This window comes from Arthrobacter oryzae (assembly GCF_030718995.1).
Lineage (GTDB): Bacteria > Actinomycetota > Actinomycetes > Actinomycetales > Micrococcaceae > Arthrobacter > Arthrobacter oryzae_C.
On sequence record NZ_CP132204.1, the window covers coordinates 3,470,189 to 3,493,926 of the forward strand.

The 23,738-nt window shown below is 66.9% G+C and carries 16 protein-coding genes; 9 read left to right on the forward strand and 7 right to left on the reverse strand.

Going from position 1 to position 23,738, the window contains the following annotated elements; all coding sequences use genetic code 11:
• Positions 1 to 106: 106 nt before the first annotated feature.
• Together lpdA and Q8Z05_RS15845 are read right to left on the reverse strand one after the other, a co-directional pair.
• Positions 107 to 1,489 carry a dihydrolipoyl dehydrogenase gene (gene lpdA, locus Q8Z05_RS15840; protein ID WP_305940545.1) on the reverse strand — a complete coding sequence of 461 codons (1,383 nt, stop codon included), beginning with the start codon at positions 1,487 to 1,489 and terminating at the stop codon, positions 107 to 109.
• Between the two features lie 275 nt (positions 1,490 to 1,764).
• Entirely contained in the window at positions 1,765 to 3,291 is a 1,527-nt protein-coding gene (locus Q8Z05_RS15845) for a leucyl aminopeptidase (RefSeq protein ID WP_305940546.1), read from the reverse strand.
• Between the two features lie 319 nt (positions 3,292 to 3,610).
• On the opposite strand from Q8Z05_RS15845, the gene Q8Z05_RS15850 reads away from it, so the two are divergent.
• The 4 genes from Q8Z05_RS15850 to Q8Z05_RS15865 all read left to right on the forward strand — a co-directional run bounded on the left by Q8Z05_RS15850 (position 3,611) and on the right by Q8Z05_RS15865 (position 8,889).
• Positions 3,611 to 4,549, forward strand: a complete 939-nt coding sequence (locus Q8Z05_RS15850) for a proteasome assembly chaperone family protein (protein ID WP_305940547.1) — start codon at positions 3,611 to 3,613, stop codon at positions 4,547 to 4,549.
• Between the two features lie 47 nt (positions 4,550 to 4,596).
• Entirely contained in the window at positions 4,597 to 5,928 is a 1,332-nt protein-coding gene (locus Q8Z05_RS15855; protein WP_305940548.1) for an MFS transporter, read from the forward strand.
• Between the two features lie 68 nt (positions 5,929 to 5,996).
• Positions 5,997 to 7,271, forward strand: a complete 1,275-nt coding sequence (locus Q8Z05_RS15860; protein WP_305940549.1) for a DUF4192 family protein — start codon at positions 5,997 to 5,999, stop codon at positions 7,269 to 7,271.
• Between the two features lie 316 nt (positions 7,272 to 7,587).
• Positions 7,588 to 8,889, forward strand: coding sequence for an RNA polymerase sigma factor (locus Q8Z05_RS15865; protein WP_305940550.1), 1,302 nt, complete (start codon positions 7,588 to 7,590; stop codon positions 8,887 to 8,889).
• A 126-nt stretch (positions 8,890 to 9,015) separates the two neighbouring features.
• On the opposite strand, the gene Q8Z05_RS15870 is transcribed toward Q8Z05_RS15865, so the two are convergent.
• Positions 9,016 to 9,237, reverse strand: coding sequence for a DUF7455 domain-containing protein (locus Q8Z05_RS15870; protein ID WP_305940551.1), 222 nt, complete (start codon positions 9,235 to 9,237; stop codon positions 9,016 to 9,018).
• Positions 9,238 to 9,461: 224 nt separating this feature from the next.
• Here Q8Z05_RS15870 and Q8Z05_RS15875 point away from each other — a divergent pair, with 224 nt between their 5' ends.
• The gene (locus Q8Z05_RS15875) at positions 9,462 to 11,570 is read left to right on the forward strand and encodes a DNA gyrase/topoisomerase IV subunit B (RefSeq protein WP_305940552.1); all 2,109 of its coding nucleotides are present in this window, start codon (positions 9,462 to 9,464) and stop codon (positions 11,568 to 11,570) included.
• Between the two features lie 37 nt (positions 11,571 to 11,607).
• On the opposite strand, the gene Q8Z05_RS15880 is transcribed toward Q8Z05_RS15875, so the two are convergent.
• Both Q8Z05_RS15880 and Q8Z05_RS15885 read right to left on the reverse strand, forming a co-directional pair.
• Positions 11,608 to 12,612, reverse strand: coding sequence for a M56 family metallopeptidase (locus Q8Z05_RS15880; RefSeq protein WP_305940553.1), 1,005 nt, complete (start codon positions 12,610 to 12,612; stop codon positions 11,608 to 11,610).
• A 6-nt stretch (positions 12,613 to 12,618) separates the two neighbouring features.
• Positions 12,619 to 13,005, reverse strand: coding sequence for a BlaI/MecI/CopY family transcriptional regulator (locus tag Q8Z05_RS15885; protein ID WP_011691481.1), 387 nt, complete (start codon positions 13,003 to 13,005; stop codon positions 12,619 to 12,621).
• A 275-nt stretch (positions 13,006 to 13,280) separates the two neighbouring features.
• Between Q8Z05_RS15885 and Q8Z05_RS15890 the strand changes: the two genes are divergently transcribed.
• Genes Q8Z05_RS15890 through Q8Z05_RS15905 form a run of 4 tightly spaced genes read left to right on the forward strand, consistent with a single transcriptional unit; the run spans position 13,281 to position 20,655 of the window.
• Positions 13,281 to 14,879 carry a cytochrome ubiquinol oxidase subunit I gene (locus tag Q8Z05_RS15890; protein WP_305940554.1) on the forward strand — a complete coding sequence of 533 codons (1,599 nt, stop codon included), beginning with the start codon at positions 13,281 to 13,283 and terminating at the stop codon, positions 14,877 to 14,879.
• Positions 14,880 to 14,898: 19 nt separating this feature from the next.
• Positions 14,899 to 15,948, forward strand: a complete 1,050-nt coding sequence (gene cydB / locus Q8Z05_RS15895) for a cytochrome d ubiquinol oxidase subunit II (RefSeq protein WP_305940555.1) — start codon at positions 14,899 to 14,901, stop codon at positions 15,946 to 15,948.
• Positions 15,949 to 15,954: 6 nt separating this feature from the next.
• Positions 15,955 to 19,596 carry a thiol reductant ABC exporter subunit CydD gene (cydD, locus tag Q8Z05_RS15900; RefSeq protein ID WP_305940556.1) on the forward strand — a complete coding sequence of 1,214 codons (3,642 nt, stop codon included), beginning with the start codon at positions 15,955 to 15,957 and terminating at the stop codon, positions 19,594 to 19,596.
• A gap of 9 nt (positions 19,597 to 19,605) precedes the next feature.
• The gene (locus tag Q8Z05_RS15905) at positions 19,606 to 20,655 is read left to right on the forward strand and encodes a GNAT family N-acetyltransferase (RefSeq protein ID WP_305940557.1); all 1,050 of its coding nucleotides are present in this window, start codon (positions 19,606 to 19,608) and stop codon (positions 20,653 to 20,655) included.
• Between the two features lie 31 nt (positions 20,656 to 20,686).
• On the opposite strand, the gene Q8Z05_RS15910 is transcribed toward Q8Z05_RS15905, so the two are convergent.
• On the reverse strand, positions 20,687 to 21,205 hold the full coding sequence (locus Q8Z05_RS15910) for a DinB family protein (protein ID WP_305940558.1): 519 nt from the start codon (positions 21,203 to 21,205) through the stop codon (positions 20,687 to 20,689).
• A gap of 9 nt (positions 21,206 to 21,214) precedes the next feature.
• Entirely contained in the window at positions 21,215 to 23,713 is a 2,499-nt protein-coding gene (locus Q8Z05_RS15915; RefSeq protein WP_305940559.1) for a DNA gyrase/topoisomerase IV subunit A, read from the reverse strand.
• Positions 23,714 to 23,738 lie beyond the last annotated feature (25 nt).

The window sequence follows — 23,738 nt, forward strand, 5'->3', positions numbered from 1 at the left end:
TGATCTTTAGTGCGGATGATTGCTGCCGTGTTCGAGCTTAGTGCACCCTGCGGATCAGGCCGGGTGCACTAAGCTCAGGGTTCTTGCGGTGGTGCGGGCGGAATTTCTAGCCGTGGAGGGCTTTGCCCGCGAGGGCAAGGTGGGCCTCGCCGAGGGCCTCGTTCTGGGTCGGGTGGGCGTGCAGCAGCTGTGCCACGTCCTCCGGGTAGGCTTCCCAGTTCACGATCAGCTGTGCTTCGCCGATCTGCTCGCCCATGCGGGAACCGATCATGTGGACGCCCACCACGGGACCGTCCTTCTGCCGGACCAGCTTGACGATGCCGCCGGTGCCGAGGATGGAGCTCTTGCCGTTGCCGGCGAGGTTGTACTCCTGGGTTTCCACCTGGTCGTCGCCGAACTTTTCCTTGGCGGCCTTTTCGGTGTAGCCGACAGTGGCGATCTCAGGCTCGGAGTAGGTGACCTTGGGGATGTTGACGTCCTCAACGATGACCGGCTTCAGGCCCGCGATCTCTTCGGCCACGAAAATGCCCTGCTGGTAGCCGCGGTGCGCCAGCTGGACGCCGGGGACGATGTCGCCCACGGCGTAGACATTGCCGACGCCGGTGTGCAGGCGTTCGTTGGTGATGACGAAGCCGCGGTCGATCGTGATGCCGGCTTCTTCGTAGCCGAGGTTGGCGGTGACCGGTCCGCGGCCGACAGCCACGAGCAGCAGGTCGGCTTCGAAGGTCTTGCCGTCGACGAGGGTGACCTTGACGCCGTCGTCGTTCTGTTCAACGCCCTGGAAGAAGACTCCGGTGGAGAACTTGATGCCGCGCTTCTTGAACGCGCGCTCGAAGTTCTTGACGATCGCGGCGTCCTCGTTGGGGACCAGCGACGGCAGGCCTTCCACGATGGTGACGTCCACGCCGAAGGACTTCCAGACTGAAGCGAACTCGACGCCGATCACGCCGCCGCCCAGGATGATGGCGCTCTTGGGGATGGTGTCCATGACGAGGGCTTCGTCGGAGGTGATGACCTTGCCGCCGATGTCCAGGCCCGGCAGGGTGCGGGAGTAGGAACCCGTGGCGAGGACAATGTTCTTGCCCTTGTAGGCAGTGCCGTTCACGACGACGGTGTCGGTGCCCTGCAGCTTGCCCTCACCTTCAATGACGGTGATGCCCTTGGACTTGATCAGGCCCTGGAGGCCCTTGAACTTGCCGGCGATGATGCCGTCTTTGTAAGCATTGACAGCGGACATGTCGATGCTGTCCAGCGTGACGTTGACGCCGTACTTCGCGGAATCGCGGGCGTGGTCGGCGAGCTCCGCGGAGTGCAGGAGCGCCTTGGTGGGGATGCAGCCGTTGTGCAGGCAGGTGCCGCCGAGCTTCCCCTTCTCCACGAGGCCCACAGTGAGCCCAAGCTGAACGGCGCGGAGGGCCGTGGCGTATCCGCCGCTGCCACCGCCGAGTACCAGGATGTCGAATTCTTGCGCAGTTGCCTGATCGGCCACTTAGACGCTCCCTCGCGTGAACGATGACACGAGAGTACGCATCATCTGGTCTTGGAACTTGCTCTGCCGTGATTATGCCAGCAGGCCGGTTCTCTTGCATTTGTGACTACCGCAGTTCACCTTAGCGAACCACTTATCCATGCTCCACCTTGTCACGGTGTTTGTGGAGCGCTTGTGTCCAGTGTCACGCGGCTTTGTGGCGGAGGGATCATGACCCGCCACAAAGCCGCGGACCGCCTCACCGGCCCTGCGGAGGGCCGGTGAGACGGAGCCGGTTAAACGGAGGCCGCCAGGACGTCTTCGACGTAGGCCACCAGGGTGCGGACAGTGCAGCCGGTGCCCTGCTTGGGGGTGTAGCCGTAGGGGCTGCCGTTGTTGAAGGACGGGCCGGCGATGTCGATGTGGGCCCACGGGATCTGCTCGCCGTCCTTGCCCTTGCCGACGAACTCGCGCAGGAACACCGCAGCGGTCATCATGCCGCCGTGGCGTTCGCCGATGTTGGCCAGATCCGCAACCTCGGAATCAATGCTCGCGCGGAGCTCTTCCGGCAGGGGCATCGGCCACACCAGCTCGCCGGCGCGATCCGCCGCGGCCTTGAGCGGTCCGGTCACGCTGTCCGAGCCCATGACGCCGGCCGTGCGGTTGCCGAGCGCGATCAGCTGTGCACCCGTGAGGGTTGCGACGTCGATGATGGCGTCCGGGTACTCCTGGCTGGCGGCCACGATGCCGTCGGCCATGACCAGCCGGCCCTCGGCATCCGTATTAAGTACCTCGACGGTTTTGCCGCCGAACATGGTCAGGACGTCGGCCGGGCGCTGCGCGGCACCGGAAGGCATGTTTTCGGCAATGCACAGCCACGCGGTCGCCTTAACGGGAAGGCCAAGGCCTGCGATCGCCAGCACGGTGTTAAGTACGACGGCGGCGCCCGCCATATCGCTCTTCATGTCACCCATGCCGAGGGCGGGCTTGATCGAGATGCCGCCGGTGTCGAAGGTGATGCCCTTGCCCACAAGCGCGATCTTGGCGGTGGCCTTCGCCGGCGCGTACTCCACCTTGACCAGGCGCGGCTGCCTGGTGGATCCCTTGCCGACACCCATGATTCCGCCGAAGCCCTCCTTCTCGAGGCGCTTCTCGTCCCAGACGGTGACCTTGACCGGCAGGCCCTTGGAGAGTTCCTTGGCGGCATCGGCAAAGGACTCAGGGAACAGGTGGCTCGGCGGCTGGTTGACCAGGGAACGGGTGGCGTTGACGGCCTTGCCGATCAGGGCCGAACGGTTAAGGACCGGCTGCAGGTCCTTGTCAGCGGCGAAATCGGTGAAAATCACCACGTTCTTTACCGGCTCCTTGCGGCCGTTGGCTGCTGACTTGAACTCGCTGAACGAGTACGAGCCCATGGCGGCGCCTTCGGCGATGGCCGCGACGTCGGCGAGGGACGCCGTCGGAAGGGCGAGTGTCACGGTGGTGAGACCGGCCAGTTGGCGGACGGCGGAGCCGGCGGCGCGTCGCAGCGCCTCTTCGGTGAGTTTGCGTCCGGCGCCGGGCTTGCCGACTCCGGCGAGTACCAGGACGGAGGCGCCTGCTTCCGGAAGGCCCGGCAGCCTGTGCACCTGGTCGGCCGCGCCGGTGAGGCCAAGAACCTTCAAGGACTCCGCGACGGCTTCGGCGGACTTGGCCGACAGCGGGTTGTCCAGCAGCACCGGACCGTCCGGACCCTGGGCGACTCCAATCACCAGGGCGTCCGTCGGTGTCTTCTTAACGTCATGCGCAATGACGCTAAGTTTGATTTCAGTATTCTTGACCACGAGGATCAGTCCTCAATTCTCTGTGATTTTCGGCAGGAAGCGCATGTTGGGCGCCCCGCCATGGGAACGGGCCGTCGTCGGCTTGAGACGCAACCCGGTGTCTGCAAGGCCGTCCGCAGGGCCAGTTCCGATCGTAGTCTCTCCGCCCCGGCGGCGCTGAATTTGATGAGACCTGCAGCACATTGCGCTGGTGCGGACCTGTGCCGGAATGCTTCGGAGGGCCGGTGCGTTGTACGACATATCCGGCGGATCTGCCCGGATCACTCCGCCCCGAGCGCTGCCGATCCCGCCTCCGCCGCCACTTCGAAAGGAACATGCCGTGCTTGAACGGATTTCCGGCTCCCTGCTGGACCCCGATGCTCTTTATGTGAGCAACGCCGAGCTGTTCGACGACCCGGCCCTCCGCGGGCTCAATCTCGTGATGGGATTCACGGGCTTCGCGGACGCCGGCCATGTGGTCAAGCAGATTACTGCCGAACTGCTGGACACGCTGGACTCGCAGGTCGTGGCAGTCTTCGACGCCGACCAGCTGATGGACTACCGCTCGCGCCGTCCGCACGTCACGTTTGTGGAGGACCACCTCCAGGACTACCAGGCACCCACCCTTGCCCTCTACCGGTTGGTCGACGGGCTGGGTAAGCCGTTCCTGTTCCTGGCCGGCTTCGAACCCGACCTCCAGTGGGAGCGGTTCGCCCGCGCCGTCGTCCGGATCGTGGAGCACCTCGACGTGAACCTCGTGACATGGATCCACTCGATTCCCATGCCCGTTCCCCACACCCGGCCCGTGGGCGTCACTGTCCACGGCAACCGGCCGGAGCTCATAGAAGGTATTTCAGTCTGGAAGCCAACGGTGGAGGTCCCCGCCGCGGTGGGCCACATCCTTGAACTGCGCCTTACCGAAGCCGGCCGCAACATCGCCGGGTACGTGATCCATGTCCCGCATTACCTCGCCGAAGCCGAATACCCCAACGCGGCCGTGGCCGGGCTTGAGTATCTTGGTGCGGCCGCCTCGCTGATGCTGCCGACTGACCGGCTCCGGGAGTCCGGCCGTGAAGTCGGCCGCCAGATCGCCGAGCAGCTTGAGGCTTCGGAAGAGGTGCAGCAGGTGGTTTCACGCCTCGAGACCCGCTATGACGAGAAGGCAGAGGGTACAGTGCGCCGTTCCCTGCTGGCGGATGAAAACGATGAACTGCCCAACGCTGATGCTCTTGGCGCGGCGGTGGAGGCCTACCTCGCCCGGGAAGAGCCCGGCCAGTAGCGCCGTCAATAAATAGGACTTATCCCGGCAGCGGGCATAATGGAGACGTGACTGCACCGCGCGCCTGGCTCATCTGGACCGTCGGTATATTCGCGTATCTTGTCGCGGTCAGCCAGCGAACGTCCTTTGGCGTCGTGGGCCTTGAAGCGACCGAGCGTTTCCACGCCACGGCAGCGGAGATCTCCTTCTTTACGGTGCTTCAGCTCCTGGTCTATGCGGGACTCCAGATCCCGGTGGGAGTACTCGTTGACCGCCTGGGGTCCCGGACCATGATCGCCGGCGGAGCCGTGCTCATGGGCCTCGGCCAGCTCCAGTTGGCTTTCGCGGACAACATTCCCGGCGGCGTGCTCGGCCGGGTGCTGGTGGGCGCCGGGGACGCGATGACCTTTATTTCCGTGATCCGGCTGATTCCGCTGTGGTTCGCTCCGGCCAGGGTGCCGCTCATCACCCAGCTGACAGGAATGTCCGGGCAGCTCGGGCAGCTCTTCAGCGTGGTCCCGTTTGCACTGATCCTCCATTCGGCCGGCTGGACCCCCGCCTTCCTGACCCTCGCGGCGATGTCCGCGCTCGCCGTTGTCCTGGTGCTGGCCGTGCTGAAGGACCACCCGCCTGGCCACGCCGGCCCCGAACCCGGTCAGGGACTCAGGGCCACCGGCATCTCACTTTCCAGCGCCTGGCGGCAGCCCGGCACAAGGCTGGGACTCTGGAGCCACTTCACCATCCAGTTCAGCGGGACGGTGTTCGCCATGACCTGGGGATATCCGTTCCTGATTTCCGCTCAGGGCCTCGACGCCGCCACGGTCTCCGGCCTGATGGCCGTCTACGTTGCTGCCGCCATCGCTGCCGGTCCGCTGATCGGCAGGTTCGTTTCCCGGCACCCCCTCCGACGCTCCACAATGGTCCTGCTGATTGCAGCCACCACCGCCGCTGCCTGGGCTGCCGTCCTGCTCATGCCCGGCCGCTCGCCGCTGTGGATGCTCGCCGGACTCGTTGTGGTGCTGGCCATCGGTGGGCCGGGATCCATGATCGGCTTCGACTTTGCCCGCACCTTCAACCCGGCCCACCGGATTGGAACCGCCACGGGAATCGTCAACGTGGGCGGATTCATCGCGGCGCTCGTCGCCATCTACCTCGTGGGCGTGGTGCTGGACGTCCTCCACGCCACCGGCTTTTCCCGGGGCGAGCTGTACGGCCTCGACCCGTTCCGGATCGCGCTGAGCGTCCAGTTTGTGCTGATTGGAATCGGCGCCGCCGCGATCATCGCGACCCGCCGGAAGGTGCGGCGCCAGATGGCTGCCCAGGGCGTCGTGGTGCCACCACTGCTCACGGCCCTCGCGCAGCAGCGCCGCCGCAACCTGGAGCGCCGCCGCGGGGAGTAGCGGCCCGGCTATCCACATAGCAAAGGTGGGTTCTTAACGCCGGGCGCCGGCCGCTCCAGTCTGGATGCATGACATCTCCAGAACGAGCGACCCCTGAACGACCGACTCCGGAACGACTGACCATCACCGGCCCGGAGGACATCCTGGGCTTCATTCCCCACTCGCTTGGCTACTGGCCCGCCGACAGCCTGGTGGCCATGACCATGCAGGGCAAGCGGCTGGGTGCCACTCTCCGCGTTGACCTGCCTGAAGTGGATTCCGGTCCCGGGCTGCAGCGGTTTTCGCGTAGCGTCAGGGAGTACCTCGAGGCGGACCATGACGCTGACGGCATCCTCCTGGTGCTCTTCAGCAACGACGGATGGCCTGGCGGCTCAGATCCTGCTCCCTCCGGGGTTCCTGCCGGGCCGTCCGCGGAGGGGGCCCTGCCACGGCTGCTTGCAGCCTTGGAGGTCGAGCTCGAATTATCCGGGCTCCCGGTCCGCGATGCCTGGTACGTCGGCGATGACTACTGGCGGAACGCCTACTGCCTGGACCGGTCCTGCTGCCCGTTTCCCGGCCGTTCCGTGGACGAGATCCGGGACAGCAAGCTGAATGCGGAGATGGTGTTCCGCGGGAGCAGTGTGGGAGAGGACCCGTTCTCCACCGGCAGTACGGAGGCCGCGGCGTTGCAGGCCGATCCATCAGTGATGGAATCGGAGCAGCAGTGGGCCGCGCAATTTGCCGTGCTTCGGGGGAACCGCTCCCAGTTTTCAACGGTGCTGGACGTCTGGTGCCGTGTACTGGCGGCAGAGCCGGACGGGACCCTGCCGGCCGGGCTGGCCGGGTACCTCCGAGCCTCCCTGCGCATACCCCACTGGCGTGACGCCGTGCTGGTGATGAGTGCGGCGGGCAGGCAAGCTGCGGAGCTGGGAGCCGATGACTTCGGGATCTTTGCGCCGGAGTCCGGCCTGCCTGCCGTGACGCCGCCCCTGGACGGGCTGCCGGCGGCCGGCCCGCGAGACGAAGCCGCCTACCCCGTACCCGGGTACGGCGAAGTGCTGCTAGGGCTGGCACCGCCGGCTCCCCGCTGGGAGCGGATGAGGGCGCTCGAGCGGACGCTGCAGGGGATCGGGGCGGCGGGCGGGGGAGAAGGCGGAGCGGCAGCACTGACGGGACGGGGCTGGATCGAGTGGTGCCGCGGACGGGGTTCGTTTGCGCACGCCCTGCTGGAACGGGCCGCCGCCGAGCACCCCGGATACCGGCTCGGTGAACTCCTGTCGGAACTGGTCAGCCGGGGGACGCTGTGCGGGTGGGCCGGGCGCCGTGAGGCGGCGTGGCAGAAGTTCGAAACGGACGCGGCCTAGCGGCGGGCCCCGGGGGGAGCGTGTGGAACGGGGCCACGCCGGCAGGCAGTTGCGTGGCCGAAACATTCGGGTCCGCGGACCGCACTGAGGCGCCGATTGGGAAAATCGTGAGACAATGGATGCCGAGACCCGGTTGGGTCCGTGAATCAAGTGCGTGTAGTGGTGCCCGGAAACGGGAACATTACGGCAGCTCCGGCAGTTCTACTTAGTGACTCTGCCGGCCGCGATCGCACCTGATGTGAATCACGGACTTGACAGGGTCATAGTGGTGTTGCCCGCATGGTGATTCCACAGACCGCCGCTAGAAAGGTTTTCTGTGACCCCGTCTTCCGCGAAGAAGGAACCCGCCGACCAGGCCGAATTGTCCCCTGAGGAGAAGAAGGCGGCGACGAGCGCCAAGCGTGCCGCCACGCGTGCAGCCAATAAGGCTGCTGCAGCCGAGGGCGGCGCCCCGGCAAAACCCGAGCCCAAGAAGCGCGGACCCAAGCCCGGTGCCAAGGCCGCCGCTGAGGCTGCCGGCAAGTCCGACGACGATGCAGAGGACGTTGAGCTGGATGAAGATCTGGACGACGTCGCTCCGGATCCGTCGGAGCTGAGCGAGGAGGAAGCCGCCAGCAAGACAGGCGCCGCAGCCACCGGCTCAGGCTTTGTTTACTCCGACGCGGACGATGACGACGCCCCGGTCCAGCAGGTCATGTCGGCCGGTGCCACGGCCGACCCCGTCAAGGACTACCTCAAGCAGATCGGCAAGGTTGCGCTGCTGAATGCAGAGCAGGAAGTTGACCTTGCCCTGCGCATTGAGGCCGGCCTGTTTGCCGAGGAGAAGATCGCGGCGGACGACGGCTCCATGGATCCGAAGCTGAAGCGCGAGCTCGAATTCGTCATCCACGACGGCAAGCGCGCCAAGAACCACCTGCTGGAGGCCAACCTCCGCCTCGTTGTGTCGCTCGCCAAGCGCTACACCGGCCGCGGCATGCTGTTCCTTGACCTGATCCAGGAAGGCAACCTGGGCCTGATCCGTGCGGTCGAGAAGTTCGATTACACCAAGGGCTTCAAGTTCTCCACGTATGCCACCTGGTGGATCCGCCAGGCCATCACCCGTGCCATGGCTGACCAGGCCCGCACCATCCGCATCCCCGTGCACATGGTGGAAGTCATCAACAAGCTGGCCCGCGTGCAGCGCCAGATGCTGCAGGACCTCGGGCGCGAACCCACTCCGGAGGAGCTGGCCCTCGAACTGGACATGACACCCGAAAAGGTTGTTGAAGTCCAGAAGTACGGCCGCGAGCCCATTTCGCTGCACACCCCCCTCGGTGAGGACGGCGATTCCGAGTTCGGTGACCTCATCGAGGACTCCGAGGCAGTTGTCCCCGCCGACGCGGTCAGCTTCACCTTGCTTCAGGAGCAGCTGCACTCGGTGCTGGACACCCTGTCCGAGCGCGAAGCCGGAGTGGTGGCCATGCGCTTCGGCCTCACCGATGGACAGCCGAAGACTTTAGACGAAATCGGAAAGGTCTACGGTGTGACGCGCGAGCGTATCCGCCAGATCGAATCGAAGACGATGTCCAAGCTCCGGCACCCGTCACGTTCACAGGTCCTGCGCGACTACCTGGACTAGGCGCCGCATGAGAAGGGCCCCGCCGACTGACCATGTCAGTCGGCGGGGCCCTTCTCATGCGTGGAAACGGACAAACAAACAGGGCCCCTCCATAACGGAGGGGCCCTGTGTCAATCAGAGAGTTGCCTAGTCCACCGATACCGGCGGCTTCTCGTGAAGCCGGCCCGTCTCGTCGTGCCAGTCGGAGCTCAGCGGCTTGAGCGTCGCTTCGACTGCCCGCGCGTGGTGGCCGCAGAAGAGCAGCTCCCCGCCGGAGGTCTCAAGAACAACCCGGACGTACGCCTGTGCTCCGCAACGATCGCACCGGTCCAGTGCGTTGAGCGTGCGGTCCGCAACTGCTGTTGTCATTTTCGGCCTCCTTAGTAGATCTGTATATCTATATAACCAGCATTCGTAGCAAAACCATGACAAGGATGGATCACTTTCGCTGTGCGCGTATCACCGTTCCGTAACGGCTGCCGCCGGACAGCGCCGATGATGGAGTGGCTGGCGGGCGTGCCTGCGCGGGCCGACTAACCTAGGAAGAGCGTCAAAAGCCTTAGCTGTCCCGTCACTGAAGGAGTTCACAACCCGTGGCACCAAGTTCTGATTACACTGCCCGGCACCTGTCTGTACTGGAAGGCCTCGAGGCCGTCCGCAAGCGCCCGGGCATGTACATCGGTTCCACCGACTCCCGCGGCCTGATGCACTGCCTCTGGGAGATCATCGACAACTCAGTCGACGAGGCCCTGGCGGGCTTTGGCCACGATATCCAGATCATCCTGCATGCGGACAACTCTGTGGAGATCCACGACGACGGACGCGGCATCCCCATCGATGTTGAACCCAAGACCGGACTGACCGGCGTCGAGGTCGTCTTCACCAAACTGCACGCGGGCGGAAAGTTCGGCGGCGGCTCCTATACAGCGTCCGGCGGCCTGCACGGCGTGGGTGCGTCCGTGGTCAACGCGTTGTCCTCCCGGCTGGACGTGGAAGTGGACCGCGGCGGCAAGACCTACAGGATGTCCTTCCGGCGGGGCGAACCAGGACGGTTCAAGGATCCGGGGACCAAGCCTGATCCGGCGGCGCCATTCGAACCGTTCGTCAATGACTCGGTCCTGGACGTTGTGGGCAAGGCCAAGCGCGGCGTGACCGGCACCCGGATCCGGTACTGGGCTGACCGCCAGATCTTCACTCCGGACGCCAAGTTCTCCTACGAGGAACTGGCCGCCCGTGCCCGGCAGACGTCCTTCCTGATTCCGGGCCTCAAGCTGACCGTCCGCGACCAGCGCCGGCTCCCCGGCACTCCCGGCGAATTGGCGGGCCACGAGGAAGTTTTCCACCACGACGGCGGCATCTCCGAGTTTGTGGACTTCCTCGCCGCAGATCCTGCTGTCACGGACACCTGGCGGCTGCACGGCTCGGGCAAATTCAAGGAAACCGTACCGGTCCTGGACGAGCGCGGCCACAGCCAGCTGGCCGAGGTGGAACGCGACTGTGAAGTGGACGTGGCCCTCCGCTGGGGAATCGGCTACGACAGCACAGTGCGCAGCTTCGTCAACATCATCTCCACCCCCAAGGGCGGGACCCACCAGTCCGGGTTCGAGCAGGCACTGGTCAAAACCTTCCGCAAAGCCGTGGAAACGAATGCCCGCAAGCTCAAGGCCGGCAACGACAAGATCGAAAAGGACGACATCTTCGCGGGGCTGACCGCGGTGCTGACCGTGCGGCTGGCGGAGCCGCAGTTCGAGGGCCAGACCAAGGAGATCCTGGGCACGTCCGCCGTCCGGGCCATTGTGGCCCGCGTGGTGGAAAAGGAAATCAACGCGAAGCTGACCTCTGCGAACCGCAATGACAAAGCGCAGTCCGCGCTGCTCCTTGAAAAAATCGTCAGCGAGATGAAGTCCCGCATTTCGGCGCGGGTCCACAAGGAGACGCAGCGCCGGAAGAACGCGCTGGAAACATCGTCGATGCCCACCAAACTTGCGGATTGCCGCACCGACGACGTGGGCCGCTCGGAACTGTTCATCGTGGAGGGCGACTCCGCGCTGGGTACTGCGAAGCTGGCACGCTCCTCGGACTTCCAGGCGCTGCTGCCGATCCGTGGCAAGATCCTGAACGTCCAGAAAGCCTCGGTGGGTGACATGCTCTCCAACGCCGAGTGCGCAGCACTCATCCAGGTGGTGGGCGCAGGGTCCGGGCGGAGCTTCGATATCGCCGCCGCCCGCTACGGAAAAGTGATCCTCATGACCGACGCCGACGTGGACGGCGCCCACATCCGCACCCTGCTGCTCACGCTCTTCTTCCGCTACATGCGGCCAATGATCGATGAGGGCCGGGTGTTCGCCGCGGTGCCCCCGCTGCACCGCGTGGAGGTGATCAACGCCGGGCAGAAGGCCAACGAGATGATCTACACCTACTCCGAGGCTGAACTCCATGTCCTGCTGGCCCGGCTGGCCAAGGAAGGCAAGCGCTACAAAGAGCCCATCCAGCGCTACAAGGGGCTCGGGGAGATGGACGCCGAACAGCTGGCGGAGACCACGATGGACCCCCGCCACCGGACGCTGCGGAAGGTGGGGATCGAAAACGCCAAGCAGGCCGAGGAAACGTTTGACCTGCTGATGGGCTCCGACGTCGCGCCGCGCAAGGACTTCATCATTGCCGGAGCTGCGAGCCTGGACAGGGAACGGATCGACGCCTGATCCCTCGTGTCGCCGGATACTGACGGGCCGGGCTCAGCTACCCGAGCAGTCCGGGGACAATCAGCAGGGCTGTGGGAACCGCCAGCAGCAGCAGGCAGGCCGCCAGGACCAGCGCCCTCAGCGGTGCCGGCAGCGGCTCCTTGGGGGACAACAGCCGGCTGACCCGGGACGCCGTGGTCCGGGCCGAACCGGCGCCGCCGGACGCGCCCTGGAGGCCGCCGTCGACAATTCCGTCCGCTGCTGACGGCATTCCGGCGTCGTTGAAGTCCAAGCGGCTGCCGGGGGCGCCGGCCGGCCCGCTGGCAACGATGGCGATGGCTTTGATCAGCGTGGCTTTGCTTTCCGTCTTCAAAGCGACGTCGTCTGCAAGCATTTCGATCAGGGAGCTCACGGCTTCCTGCGCGAGGCGGGTGGTGGGAAGCCATGGGAGGGCCTGGCGCCAGGCCGCGAAAGCCCACAGGAGGAGGTGGTGGCGCTGGCTCAGGTGGGCGTTTTCGTGAATGAGGACCGCCCGCAGTTCCGCAGGCTCCAAGGCGGCCATCAGGCCGTCGCTCAGGACCGTGACCGACCGGGCGCCGCCGGGAAGGCAGTAGGCCACGGGGGAATCGTGGCTGATGACCACGGTTCCCGGGCCGTCGGTGGAGGGGGACGCCAGGAGGGCCAGGAGTTCGCGGTGGCGCCGGCGCTGCCGTTCGATCCGGTAGTAGGTCAGCAGCAGCGTAAAGACGAGGTGGGCCGTCAGCAGGGCTGCCGCCGACAGGGCGAACAGATGCCAGAAGCCCAGCGCAGTAGTGGGTGCGTTGAAGAGGACCATGCCGGCCAGTCCCCGCAGGCCGGCCAGGAGGTTGTCACCGATCGGCTCGAGGCCGTAGACCAGCATGGCGCCAATCATGGACAGGCCGCCGGCGAGGGCGATTGCCTGCCAGAGCAGCATGGCGGTGAATGGTGACCGGGCCGGCCATTGCGCGCGCGAGAGAAGGATAGGCACCGGCCACGCCAGGACTATCGCCAGGACCGCCAGCAAATATGAGGTCCAGAACATGCGCTGCTAGATGTGGCCAAGCAGTTTGCGCAGTGTTTCGGCTTCACTTTCGGTGACGGAACCAATGAACCGGGCGAGCACGGCTTCACGGTCCGGCGCCGAGCCCAGAACCTCGTGCATGAGTTCCGCGGTGTGGTCCGCCCGGCTGGACACGGCCTGGTATCGGTGGGGGCGGGTGCCGCGTTCGCGTTCCACAAGCCCCTTCTTCTCCAGACGGGAGAGCACGGTCAGGACGGTGGTCACGGCGAGATCCTTGCCCTCATGGCCGGCGGTGCCGCCCTGGGCCTGGGTGCTCTGCGCCAGCAGGTCCCTCAGGGTGTTGGCGGTGGCCGCTTCCTGGCCTGCCCAGAGCAGATCCATCACTGCCCGTTCCAGTTCACCAAGACTTGCCATTCCGTACATCCTTCTTAAAGGTCCGATCCGCGGGGCCGGAGCGGCCGACGCGGAACGTGGTTGCGAATACTTAGGTTCTAAATTTACCTCTTTTTGGATTTTCTTTCTACATGAGGTAGAACAATCGGCGCGTCGCGCCCTTGCCACCGGCTCAGGCCGGTGGAACTGTTGGTTACACTGCATGCCGAAAGTGTTCTACACTCTGTAGAAGTTAGTTTTCTACGAAGCGTAGAAGACTTGGACTGATGAAAGCCTAGCCAAAAGTAGGGACTGCCTTGGACGCTTTGGAAATCGCACGCTGGCAATTCGGAATCACCACCGTGTACCACTTCATGATGGTCCCGCTGACCATCGGTCTGGGCCTCGTCGTGGCAGTCATCCAGACGGTCTGGTACCGCACCGGCAAGCCGGAATACCTGCGCATGACCAAGTTCTGGGGGAAGCTGTTCCTCATCAACTTCATCATGGGCGTGGCCACGGGCATCGTGCAGGAGTTCCAGTTCGGGATGGCGTGGAGCGAATACAGCCGTTTTGTCGGCGATGTGTTCGGGGCGCCGCTGGCACTGGAGGCGCTCCTGGCCTTCTTCGTCGAGTCAACCTTCCTGGGCTTGTGGATCTTCGGCTGGAAGCAGCTCAAGCGCGGCGTCCACCTGGCCTGCCTCTGGATCGCCGTCATCGGGTCCGTCTTCTCCGCCTACTTCATCATCGTGGCCAACAGCTGGATGCAGCATCCGGTGGGCGTGGAGATGATCGACGGCCGCCCGGTGATGACCGATGCATGGGCCGTCTTCACGAACAACACCGCCCTGGTCGCGGTTCCCCACACCCTCTTCGGCGCGCTGGCCGTGGCAGGCGGCTTCCTGCTAGGCATCGCCTGGTACCACCTGTGGCGCCGACGCCATGACGGCATCGACACCGTGGGCCCCGACGGCAAGGTCATCCCGGGCGAAGCGGACATCCCCGGCCGGGACAAGGCCGACTACAAGGTCTGGATCCGCTCGCTGCGGATCGGCGCCGTCGTCGCCATGATTTCCTTCGCCGGAACCGCGCTCACCGGCGACCTCCAGGGCAAGCTCATGTTCGAACAGCAGCCCATGAAGATGGCCGCCGCCGAGGCCGCCTGCCACGACGGCACCGGCTTCTCCATCCTCAGCGTCGGCAACCTCGGTTCCAAGAACTGCGACGAAATCGTGGCGCTCATCGAAGTGCCCGGGATCCTGTCCTTCCTCGCCAAGGGTGACTTCACCACGGAAGTGCGGGGTGTCAACAGCCTGCTGGACCAGTACAAGGCCGACTACGGAACCAACCTCCCGGACAACCCCATCTACGGAGACCGCGCCGGGCAGGAAATAGAGTATGTCCCGGTCATGGAAGTGACCTACTGGGGCTTCCGGATGATGATCGGCTTCGGCGGCCTGGCAGCCCTCGCAGCACTCGTGGCCCTCTGGCTGACCCGCAAGGGCACCGTTCCGGCGTCCCGCGGCCTGATGCAGCTCGCCGTCGTCGGCATCATGGCCCCGTTCGGCGCAAACGCCGCCGGCTGGATCTTCACCGAGATGGGCCGCCAGCCGTTCGTTGTGGCTCCCAACCCGGATCCCAGCGGCATCGACCAGGTCTTCATGTTCACCGCGGCCGCGGTGTCACCCGGTGTTTCCGCCGGAGAACTGCTGACCTCCCTCGTGGTCCTGACGGCCGTGTACGCCGTGCTGCTGGTGGTGGAGGTGAAGCTGCTGGTGAAGTACATCCGCGGCGGTGTGGTGTCCGCCATGCCCGAGCTCGCCCATGCCCCGGTCGATGAGAACGAGGATGCCACGCCTGGTCCCGGCACCGGCAAGCCCGGCGGCTCCGACGACGTCCTGGCATTCGCCTACTAAGCGCAGAGGAAATTCGACAATGGAACTGCTGCCCACCATCTGGTTCATCGCCATCGCGGTGCTGTGGACGGGATACCTCTTTCTCGAAGGATTCGACCTTGGCGTCGGCATGCTGATGAAACTCTTCGCCCGCAACAACACCGAACGCCGGGTCCTGCTCAACACGATCGGGCCTGTCTGGGACGGCAATGAGGTCTGGCTGCTGACCGCCGGCGGCGCCACGTTTGCAGCCTTCCCGCTCTGGTACGCCTCGCTGTTCTCCGCCCTGTACCTTCCCTTGCTGCTGGTCCTCGTGGCGCTGATCTTCCGTGCCGTGGCCTTCGAATACCGCGGAAAGGTGGACACTGACCGCTGGCGCGCGCTGTGGGACTGGGCCATTGCGGCAGGATCCCTCGTGGCCGCCTTCGGCGTCGGCGCGGCGCTGGCCCTGACCACCACCGGGCTTCCGCTCAACGCCAACGGTGACCGCGAGGGCGGACCCTTCGCCTGGTTCAGCGGCTACGCCGTCCTGGGCGGCCTCGCCGTCGTATGCTTCTCGCTGCTGCACGCGCTGGCGTTCCTGGCACTGAAGACCGACGGCGACGTCCGGCACCGGGCCCGTAACTGGTTTGTCCGGCTCCTTCCGGTGCTGCTGCTCCCCATCGCCGGCTGGGCCATCAGCGTCCAGCTCCTCAGCGGTGAGGCCTGGACGGTCGCCGCGGTTGCCGCGGCCGTCGTGGCAGCGGTGTTCGCCTGGCAGTTCGGCCGGAACGGCCTGGAAGGAAAGGCGTTCCTGTCGCTCGGTGTGTTCCTGCTCCTCGGAAGTGCCTCGATCTTCGGTGCGGCCTTCCCGGTGGTGCTCCCTTCCACCCTCAACGCGGACTTCAACCTAACCATCTCCAACGCCTCATCCTCGGATTACACGCTGGGCCTCATGACCATCGTCGCCTGCGTGGGGCTGCCGCTGGTGCTGGCTTACCAGGCGTGGACGTACTGGGTGTTCCGTCGGCGGGTCAGCGCCGCGCACATCCCCGAAGCCCATAGTTTCCTGCCCGCCATCGCCGCCAGGGCGCTGGCGCCCAAAGACTAGGACCACATGCGACCGCAGTTCCCGGCCGGCCCCGCAAACCGGCTAGCACTCTATTGGCTCGGCCTCCTCGCCTCCCTGAAGGCATTGTCCCTGGTGCTGATGGCACAGGCGGTGGCATCCATGCTGGCCGGGCTGGTCTCGCACAGTCCGGCCTGGGCCGACCAGCTGGGCTGGGGGCTGGCCGGTGTTGCGCTCCGGTCCCTCACTGTGTGGGCCCAGGGCGTGGCCTCCCGCCGGGCCGCACTCGGCGTCAAAGAGGAACTGCGCGCGGCGCTGCTGGCCCGCGCCCTGCGGAACGGTACGCGGGCGGCCGGTCCGTCCGACGGCGGCCTGGCCATTTTGGCCACCCGCGGCCTGGACGCCCTGGACAGCTACTACACCCAGTTCCTGCCTGCCCTGGTCAACTGCGCCGCCATCCCGCTCCTGCTGGGCGCCCGGATCCTGCTCGCCGACTGGGTCAGCGCGGTAGTCGTCGTGCTGACCGTGCCGCTGGTGCCGCTGTTCATGGTGCTGATCGGCCGCTACACCGAAGACCGCGTCCGGGCTGCCCAATCAGCGCTCGCACGGTTGTCGGGACACATGCTGGAACTGGCCAAAGGGCTGCCTGTGCTGGTGGGACTGGGCCGCGCCACCGCCCAGCGGAAGGCGCTGGAGGACATTTCGGAGCAGTACCGGTCCAAGACCATGGACACCCTCCGGACGGCCTTCCTCTCCGCCCTCGCCCTGGAACTCATTGCCACGATCTCTGTGGCCGTGGTGGCCGTGTTCATCGGCGTGCGCCTGGTGCACGGGGACATGGCACTCGAGGCCGGCCTGCTTGCCCTCATCCTGGCGCCTGACTGCTACCTGCCGCTGCGCGAGCTGGGCACCGCCCACCACGCCAGCGACGACGGCCGTGCCGCGCTGGCCGAGGTCACCGCGGTCATGGACGCCCCCGAAGTCCAGCGGTTGCGGCCGCAGGACGGCAGCCTGCCGGGCGGGGAAGCGTCCGACGACGGCGCGGACCTTCCGGCGGTGACGGCCAGGAACCTGATGGTGGCGTACGGCGGACGGCTGGCACCCGCCGTCGGACCGCTCAGCTTCGACGCGCCCGCCGGGCTAATCACCGCCCTCGACGGCGCCAGCGGTGCCGGCAAGAGCACCATCCTTGGTGTCCTGGCGGGGATTGTCGGAACGGGCGGCGGAACAACCGTGAGCGGAACCATTGCCGGGTTTTCGCCGTCGGATGTCGCGTGGGTGCCGCAGCATCCGGTCATGCTGGCGAAGAGCGTGCTGGCCGAGGTGCAGCTCTATCTGGCGGACGGCGCTGCCAACGGCGCAGCGGCCACAGCCACCGCCACTGCTCCAGCTGCCACAGCCACTGCTGCAGCCGCCGCACAGCGCTGCCTGGAGGCGGCCGGAGCCGGACACCTGGCCGGGAAGCATCCTGCCGAGCTCAGTCCGGGGGAGCTGCGCAGGGTTGCCCTGGCGCGCGGGCTGGCCCGGATTGAGGCCGGCGCCACGCTGCTGCTGCTGGACGAACCCACCGCCCATCTGGACCGTGAGTCCGCCAACGTGGTCAACGAATCCATCCTGAAGCTCCGCGGCCGGGCCACCGTCCTGCTGGTGGCCCACGACCGGCTGACCCGGGAACTCGCGGACCATGTGGTTGCCGTGGCGGCCGGCACCCAGGCGGGGCCGGCGGCGGAACTAGCCGCCGCCCCCACAGCGGCCCGGGCAGCTGCGGCCCTGGCCGCCCCCGCGAAAGCCAGTGCAGACGCAACCGAAGAAGCCACCGCAGCCGGCACTGCCGCACGCGCGGCGGCCGGCACGCTCGCCGGGGACGCCGCCCGGGACGGCGCAGGGGACGGCGGCCTGGTTCCGGCTCAAACGGGCGTCAACACGCCCGCCCGGATTTTCAGGCTCCTGCGGCCGGAGCTCGTCAAATTCGGCTCAGCAGGCGTGGTGGGCGTCCTTGCGGCGCTGTTCGCCGTGGCCCTGGCGGGGCTCTCCGGCTGGCTGATCATCCGGGCCAGCGAGCAGCCGCCCATTCTCTACCTGCTTACCGCCATTGTGGGAGTCCGGTTCTTCGGCATCGGCCGGGCAGTGCTGCGCTACACCGAGCGGCTCCTGCTGCACGACGCCGTTTTCTCCTCGCTCACCAGGCTGCGCGGCCGGCTGTGGGATTCCCTGAGCCGCGGGGCCCTGTCGCTGCGCCGGCTCCTGCAGGGAGGCAATGTCCTGGGAACGGTGATTGACGACGTCGACACGGTCCGTGACCTGCTGCCCCGGGTGGTCCTCCCGCCCGTCACCGCGGTGGCGGTGGGAACCTGCGCTGTGGCGGCCACTGCGCTTCTGCTGCCCGTGGCACTGCCCGCAGTGATCGCCGCGGCGGTCGTGTCCCTGGCAGCCGCACCGGCGGCAGCCCTGCTGGCGGACAGGATGTCCGCGCAGGCCGAGCAGCGGCTCCGTTCCGGCGTGCTGCGTGACGTCGCCGCAGCGCTGGATGCCAGGGCTGAACTGCATGCCAACGGTGTTGCGGGGCCGGTCTTGTCCGCGATCGGTGAGTCCGACAAGGAGGCGACAGTTGCCTCGCAGCGGTCCGCGTGGGCGGAAGGCCTGGGCCAGGCGCTGACCGTCCTGGCCTGCGGCGCCGCCGCGCTGGCCACTGCGGTGCTGGCCGGGCCGCAGGTGATGGACGGATCCGTGGCACCGGCCACGGCCGCCGTCGTGGTGCTGATGCAGCTTGCGCTGGTGGACCCGTACGCCGCCATGACGACGGCGGTGCGCCAGTACCCGGCGCTCCGACTGGTCCTTGACCGGATCAGCGAGGCCGGTGTGCTGGACGCCTCCGACGCGCAGGATGACGGCATTGCGGGCCCCCGCGCCGGAGACACTCGCGGACGGCAGGGCGGCGGGCTGGAGCCCGTCGCACCCCGCGCCGGCGCGCTCGCCGGCCTGGAGCTTGACGCGCTGTCCGCAGCCTGGCCGTCCGGACCGGATGTCTTCACCGGTGTCTCCGCGACGGCGGTGCCCGGCCGGTGGCTGGCCGTGACGGGAGCGTCCGGATCCGGCAAATCCACCCTGCTGGCCGTGATGCTGGGGTTCCTGCCGCCGCATGCGGGCCGGATCGCCGTCAGCGGGCGCGCCGCGTGGTGCCCGCAGGAAGCACATCTCTTCGATTCGACCATCCGCGGCAACCTCCTGCTCGGCCGCCCCGAGGGCAAAGCCGGCGACGCCGAACAGGAAATGGCTGACGCCCTGGCCGCCGTGGGGCTGGAGCCGCTGCTGCGCCGGCTGGAGCACGGCTCCGAGACGCGGATCGGGCCCGGCGGTGCGTTCCTGAGCGGCGGGGAGCGCCAGCGGCTGGCGGTGGCCCGGACGCTCATGACCGGGGCGGACGTGATCCTGCTGGATGAGCCCACGGCGCACCTCGACGCCGAGGCGGGCCGGGAGATGCTGGCCGACCTTCGCCAGGGGCTGGCCGGGCGGACCGTGGTCCTGGTGACCCACAACCCCGACGACATCGACCCGGCCGACGAACGCCTGGACCTCGATGCGGCGGCGGGCACCGCGGCGGGTGCCGGCAACGGTGCCGGTTTCGCGGCCCCGTCTCCCGGTGCCACCGGAGCCGGAGCGGTTCTGGCGCGGGGCGTGGCCGGCAGCTAGCCTGTTGCCATGCTGAACCACGACGCTCCGGCGCCCGGATCCTGGCGGACATCCCTCACGGACGCGGGCCTGGCCTGGCGCCCTGCCGCTGAGCCGGACACTGAAGCGTGGGCGGCACTGATCGCCCGGACGGCTGAGACGGAAAAGCCTGTGTGGTTCGAGCGTGCCGCCGACCTCGAACAGATCCTGCAGTCGAAAAAGAACCATCCTGCAGACAACACCCTCCTGGTGCTGGACGGCGGCGAGGTTCCCCGCGCCTACGCCCGCATCACGAAGAACAAGGACGGCGACAAAGCCTACGGCTTCGGCTGCGTCGACCCCGCCTGGCAGCGCCGGGGGATCGGCACGGCCCTTCTGGGATGGCTCAGCGAGCGGACGGTCCAGCGCTTCGCCGAGGACAGCGGGCCCGAAAACAGCCTTCCCGCACACCAGCGCGCTGTGCCTCGGCTGCGGATCCACATGGAGCAGCAGCACGAGCACCAGCAACGGCTGCTCCGCACGTCCGGATTCCACGTGGTGCGGTACTTCAACGAGATGCACCGGCGCCTGGACGGCGTTCAGCTTCCCGCCGTGCGGCTCGACGACGGGCTGGACCTGGTGACCATGCGCCCGGAGCTCAGCGAGGACGTCCGGCTGGCCCACAATGCCGCCTTCCGCGACCACTGGGGGAGCGAACCGCGGGATGAGGAGTCCTGGGGATTTACCGTCAATGATCCGCAGGCCAGGCCGGACCTGAGCGCCGTGGTCCTGGACCGCAGCTCCGGAATAGTGGCGGGCTACCAGCTGGCCAGCCACGACCCCGACAGTGCGGTGTCCCGGGGCTACAGCGAGGGATACACGGACCTGCTGGGCGTGCGCCGGGAGTACCGTGGCCGGGGCATCGCCCAGGCGCTGCTCGCCGATGCGATGCGCCGCTTCGCAGCAGCCGGAATGGACCGCGCATCGCTTGATGTTGATTCGGAGAACCCCACCGGCGCCCTCGCCCTCTACGAGAAGATGGGCTACGCCGCCGTCAACAGGAGCCTGGCCTGGGACAAGGAGCTAACGGGGCGCAACTGACCCGGCAGCCAACGGTCGCTAGCCGCGCCGGTCAGGCGTCGACGTCGTGCAGGTGATGGACGACGTCGTGCAGGAAGTACTGCGCAAGGGTCATCACCGTGAATTCCGAACCGTTGCTCCGCAAACCCTTCCGGCCCCATTCGTCCTCGTGCACGCCGGCAAACGACTCAGCCACCTGCTCACCCTCGGCCGTCAGTTCGGCACTCACCACGGCGGGATCCGCGTTGGCATAGTCCTGCTCCACCGCGGTCTTGTCCTGGTCCCAGTTCTCGAACCGGGCGTTGTCCTGGCTCAGCATCAGGTTCAGGCGGTGGTCGAAAAGGCTGAAGACGTCCCGGACGTGCGATGCGTACTCCAGCACGGACCACGTGGCGTCGTCCGGGCGTTCCGCAACGTCCGGCCGCCGCAGCGCCGCCCGCCAGCGCGGAAGCATGTTGGCCACGGTCCCGGGAACCGTGGCCGGGGTGACCGTTGAGGCGTCGAAACCGCATTCAGGGCAGGCCCGGGTCAGCACCCAGGTCCAGTCCTTTTCGTCGGGGATGATAGGCATGCCAGTAGTCTAGGCCCAGGTCATGCTGGGCCCAATGGCTTCCACCGCCTGCGACAGCGGGATGCCCGAACCGTCCCGGCGGCCGTGCTCCTGCGGCAGCGAACGCGCCACCCCTGCCAGTGAGGACGCCTTGGCCGGCCCGTGGCCCGCCCAGGCGATGAGCAGCGTGTCTTCGCCCTTCAGGAACCGGTGGGCCCGCACTCCGGCAGTGGCCCGGCCCTTGGCCGGATACTCCTCGAACGCCGTCACCTTCCCGGCCCCCGGAGCGGTACCCGGCAGGGCGCCGTCGGTCCCGGAAACGGTCACCACGACGGCGGCGCCGTCGCCGGGGGCTACGGTTCCGAAGAACAGCACCTGGTCCCCGGCGCCCAGCTTGATGCCGGCCATGCCTCCCGCGGTGCGTCCCTGCGGCCGGACATTAGCCGCGCTGAAGCGCAGCAGCTGTGCCTGCCGGGTGAGGAACACGAGGTCGACGTCGTCCGCGCCGGCAGGTTCAACGCCCACCACGGTGTCCTTGTCCTTGAGGGTGATGATCTCCCAGTCCTCGCGGTTGAGTGGGTAGTCGGGCTGCACGCGCTTCACGATGCCCTGCGCCGTGCCGATCGCCAGCACCGTGTCCAGCGGCACGAAAGCAACGAGCGCTTCGCCCTTCAGCAGCGTGATGAAGTCCTTGGCCGGCACTCCGCCGGTCAGGTTGGGGAGCCCGGACATCGGCGGCAGGACGGGCATGTCCATGACCTGGAGGCGCAGCATCCGGCCCAGCGAGGTGACGGCGGCGATCTCGCCGCGCGCGGAGGTTTTCACCACGGACCGGAAGACATCGTGCTTAGACCGCGGCCCGGACTCGGCCAGCGGCTCCTGGTTGGAGGTCCGGGCGATCTGCCCGCTGGCGGTGAGGATGGCCCAGCAGGGGTCGTCGGCGATCTCCAGTGCGAGGGGTGCAGCCTTTCCCTTGCCTCCCGGTGCAGCGGCCAGCGCGGCGACGGTGGGGGAGACCGCTTCGGATTCGAGCAGGACAGTGCGGCGCGGTGTGCCGTATTTTTCGGCGATATCAGCGAGTTCGTCGGACACCAGTTCGCGCAGCAGCTGGTCCGAGCCGAGGATGGCTTCCAGTTCTGCGATCTCACGCTTGAGCTGTTCCTGCTCCTTTTCGAGCTCGATCCGGGAGTACTTGGTCAGCTGCCGGAGCCGGAGTTCCAGGATGTAGTTCGCCTGGATTTCGGTGAGGTCGTAGATGGACATGAGCCGTTCGCGGGCAGCGGCCACCTCGTCGGAGGAACGGATGATCTGGATGACCTCATCGATGTCCACGATGGCGATCAGCAGGCCCTCCACCAGGTGGAGGCGGTCCTTCTTCTTCGCCAGCCGGAAGGCCGTGCGCCGCCGCACCACGGTGATGCGGTGGTCGACGTAGACAGAGAGGAGCTGCACCAGCCCCAGCGTCTGCGGCTGGCCGTCCACCAGCGTCACGTTGTTGATGCCGAACGAATCCTCCATCGGCGAGTAGCGGTAGAGCTGCTGGAGCACAGCGTTCGGGTTGAAGCCGTTCTTCAGTTCGATGACCAGGCGCAGACCGTGCTTGCGGTCGGTCAGGTCCACGATGTCGCTGATGCCGGTCAGCTTCTTGCCGTTGACGGCGTCCTTGATCTTTTCGATCACCTTCTCCGGGCCCACCATGTACGGGAGTTCGGTGACCACCAGGCCGGTGCGGCGGGCGGAGAGCTGCTCCACTTCGACCTTGGCGCGGGTCTTGAACGAGCCGCGGCCGGTGGCGTAGGCATCGCGGATGCCGTCCAGGCCCACGATCCGCCCGCCCGTGGGCAGGTCCGGGCCGGGAACGAACCGCATGAGGTCCTCGAGCGTGGCCTCCGGGTTCGCGATCAGGTGCCGGGCGGCGGAGATGACTTCCACCAGGTTGTGCGGGGCCATGTTCGTGGCCATGCCGACGGCGATGCCGGTGGCGCCGTTGACCAGCAGGTTGGGGAACGCCGCCGGGAGGACGTCCGGCTGCGTGAGCTGGTTGTCGTAGTTGGGGACGAAATCCACCACGTCTTCGTCGAGGTGGTCGGTGAGGGTGAGCGCCGCCGCCGCGAGGCGGGCCTCGGTGTACCGCGGGGCCGCCGGTCCGTCGTCGAGCGAGCCGAAGTTGCCGTGCCCGTCGATCAGCGGCAGCCGCAGCGAGAAGTCCTGCGCCATGCGGACCATGGCGTCGTAGATCGCGGTATCGCCGTGCGGGTGCAGCTTGCCCATGACCTCGCCCACCACGCGGGCGCTCTTCACGTGGCCGCGGTCCGGGCGCAGGCCCATCTCGCTCATCATGTACAGGATGCGCCGCTGTACCGGTTTCAGGCCGTCGCGGGCGTCCGGAAGGGCCCGGGAATAGATGACCGAATAGGCGTATTCGAGGAACGAGCCTTCCATTTCCGACGTGACGTCGATGTCAACAATGTTCTCGGTGTAGTCCTGGACGGCGTCCCCTGCCGGGGCGGAACTTTGGCGGCGGGCCATGGGGCTGGTGGATCCTTAACGGTTT

Bases quoted from the DNA above. Each gene is read 5' to 3' on its own strand.
- Q8Z05_RS15860 (WP_305940549.1), top strand. From the start codon at position 5,997: ATGACATCTCCAGAACGAGCGACCCCTGAACGACCGACTCCGGAACGA.
- Q8Z05_RS15870 (WP_305940551.1), bottom strand. From the start codon at position 9,237: ATGACAACAGCAGTTGCGGACCGCACGCTCAACGCACTGGACCGGTGC.
- Q8Z05_RS15880 (WP_305940553.1), bottom strand. From the start codon at position 12,612: ATGTTCTGGACCTCATATTTGCTGGCGGTCCTGGCGATAGTCCTGGCG.
- Q8Z05_RS15885 (WP_011691481.1), bottom strand. From the start codon at position 13,005: ATGGCAAGTCTTGGTGAACTGGAACGGGCAGTGATGGATCTGCTCTGG.
- cydB (WP_305940555.1), top strand. From the start codon at position 14,899: ATGGAACTGCTGCCCACCATCTGGTTCATCGCCATCGCGGTGCTGTGG.
- cydD (WP_305940556.1), top strand. From the start codon at position 15,955: ATGCGACCGCAGTTCCCGGCCGGCCCCGCAAACCGGCTAGCACTCTAT.
- Q8Z05_RS15905 (WP_305940557.1), top strand. From the start codon at position 19,606: ATGCTGAACCACGACGCTCCGGCGCCCGGATCCTGGCGGACATCCCTC.
- Q8Z05_RS15910 (WP_305940558.1), bottom strand. From the start codon at position 21,205: ATGCCTATCATCCCCGACGAAAAGGACTGGACCTGGGTGCTGACCCGG.
- Q8Z05_RS15915 (WP_305940559.1), bottom strand. From the start codon at position 23,713: ATGGCCCGCCGCCAAAGTTCCGCCCCGGCAGGGGACGCCGTCCAGGAC.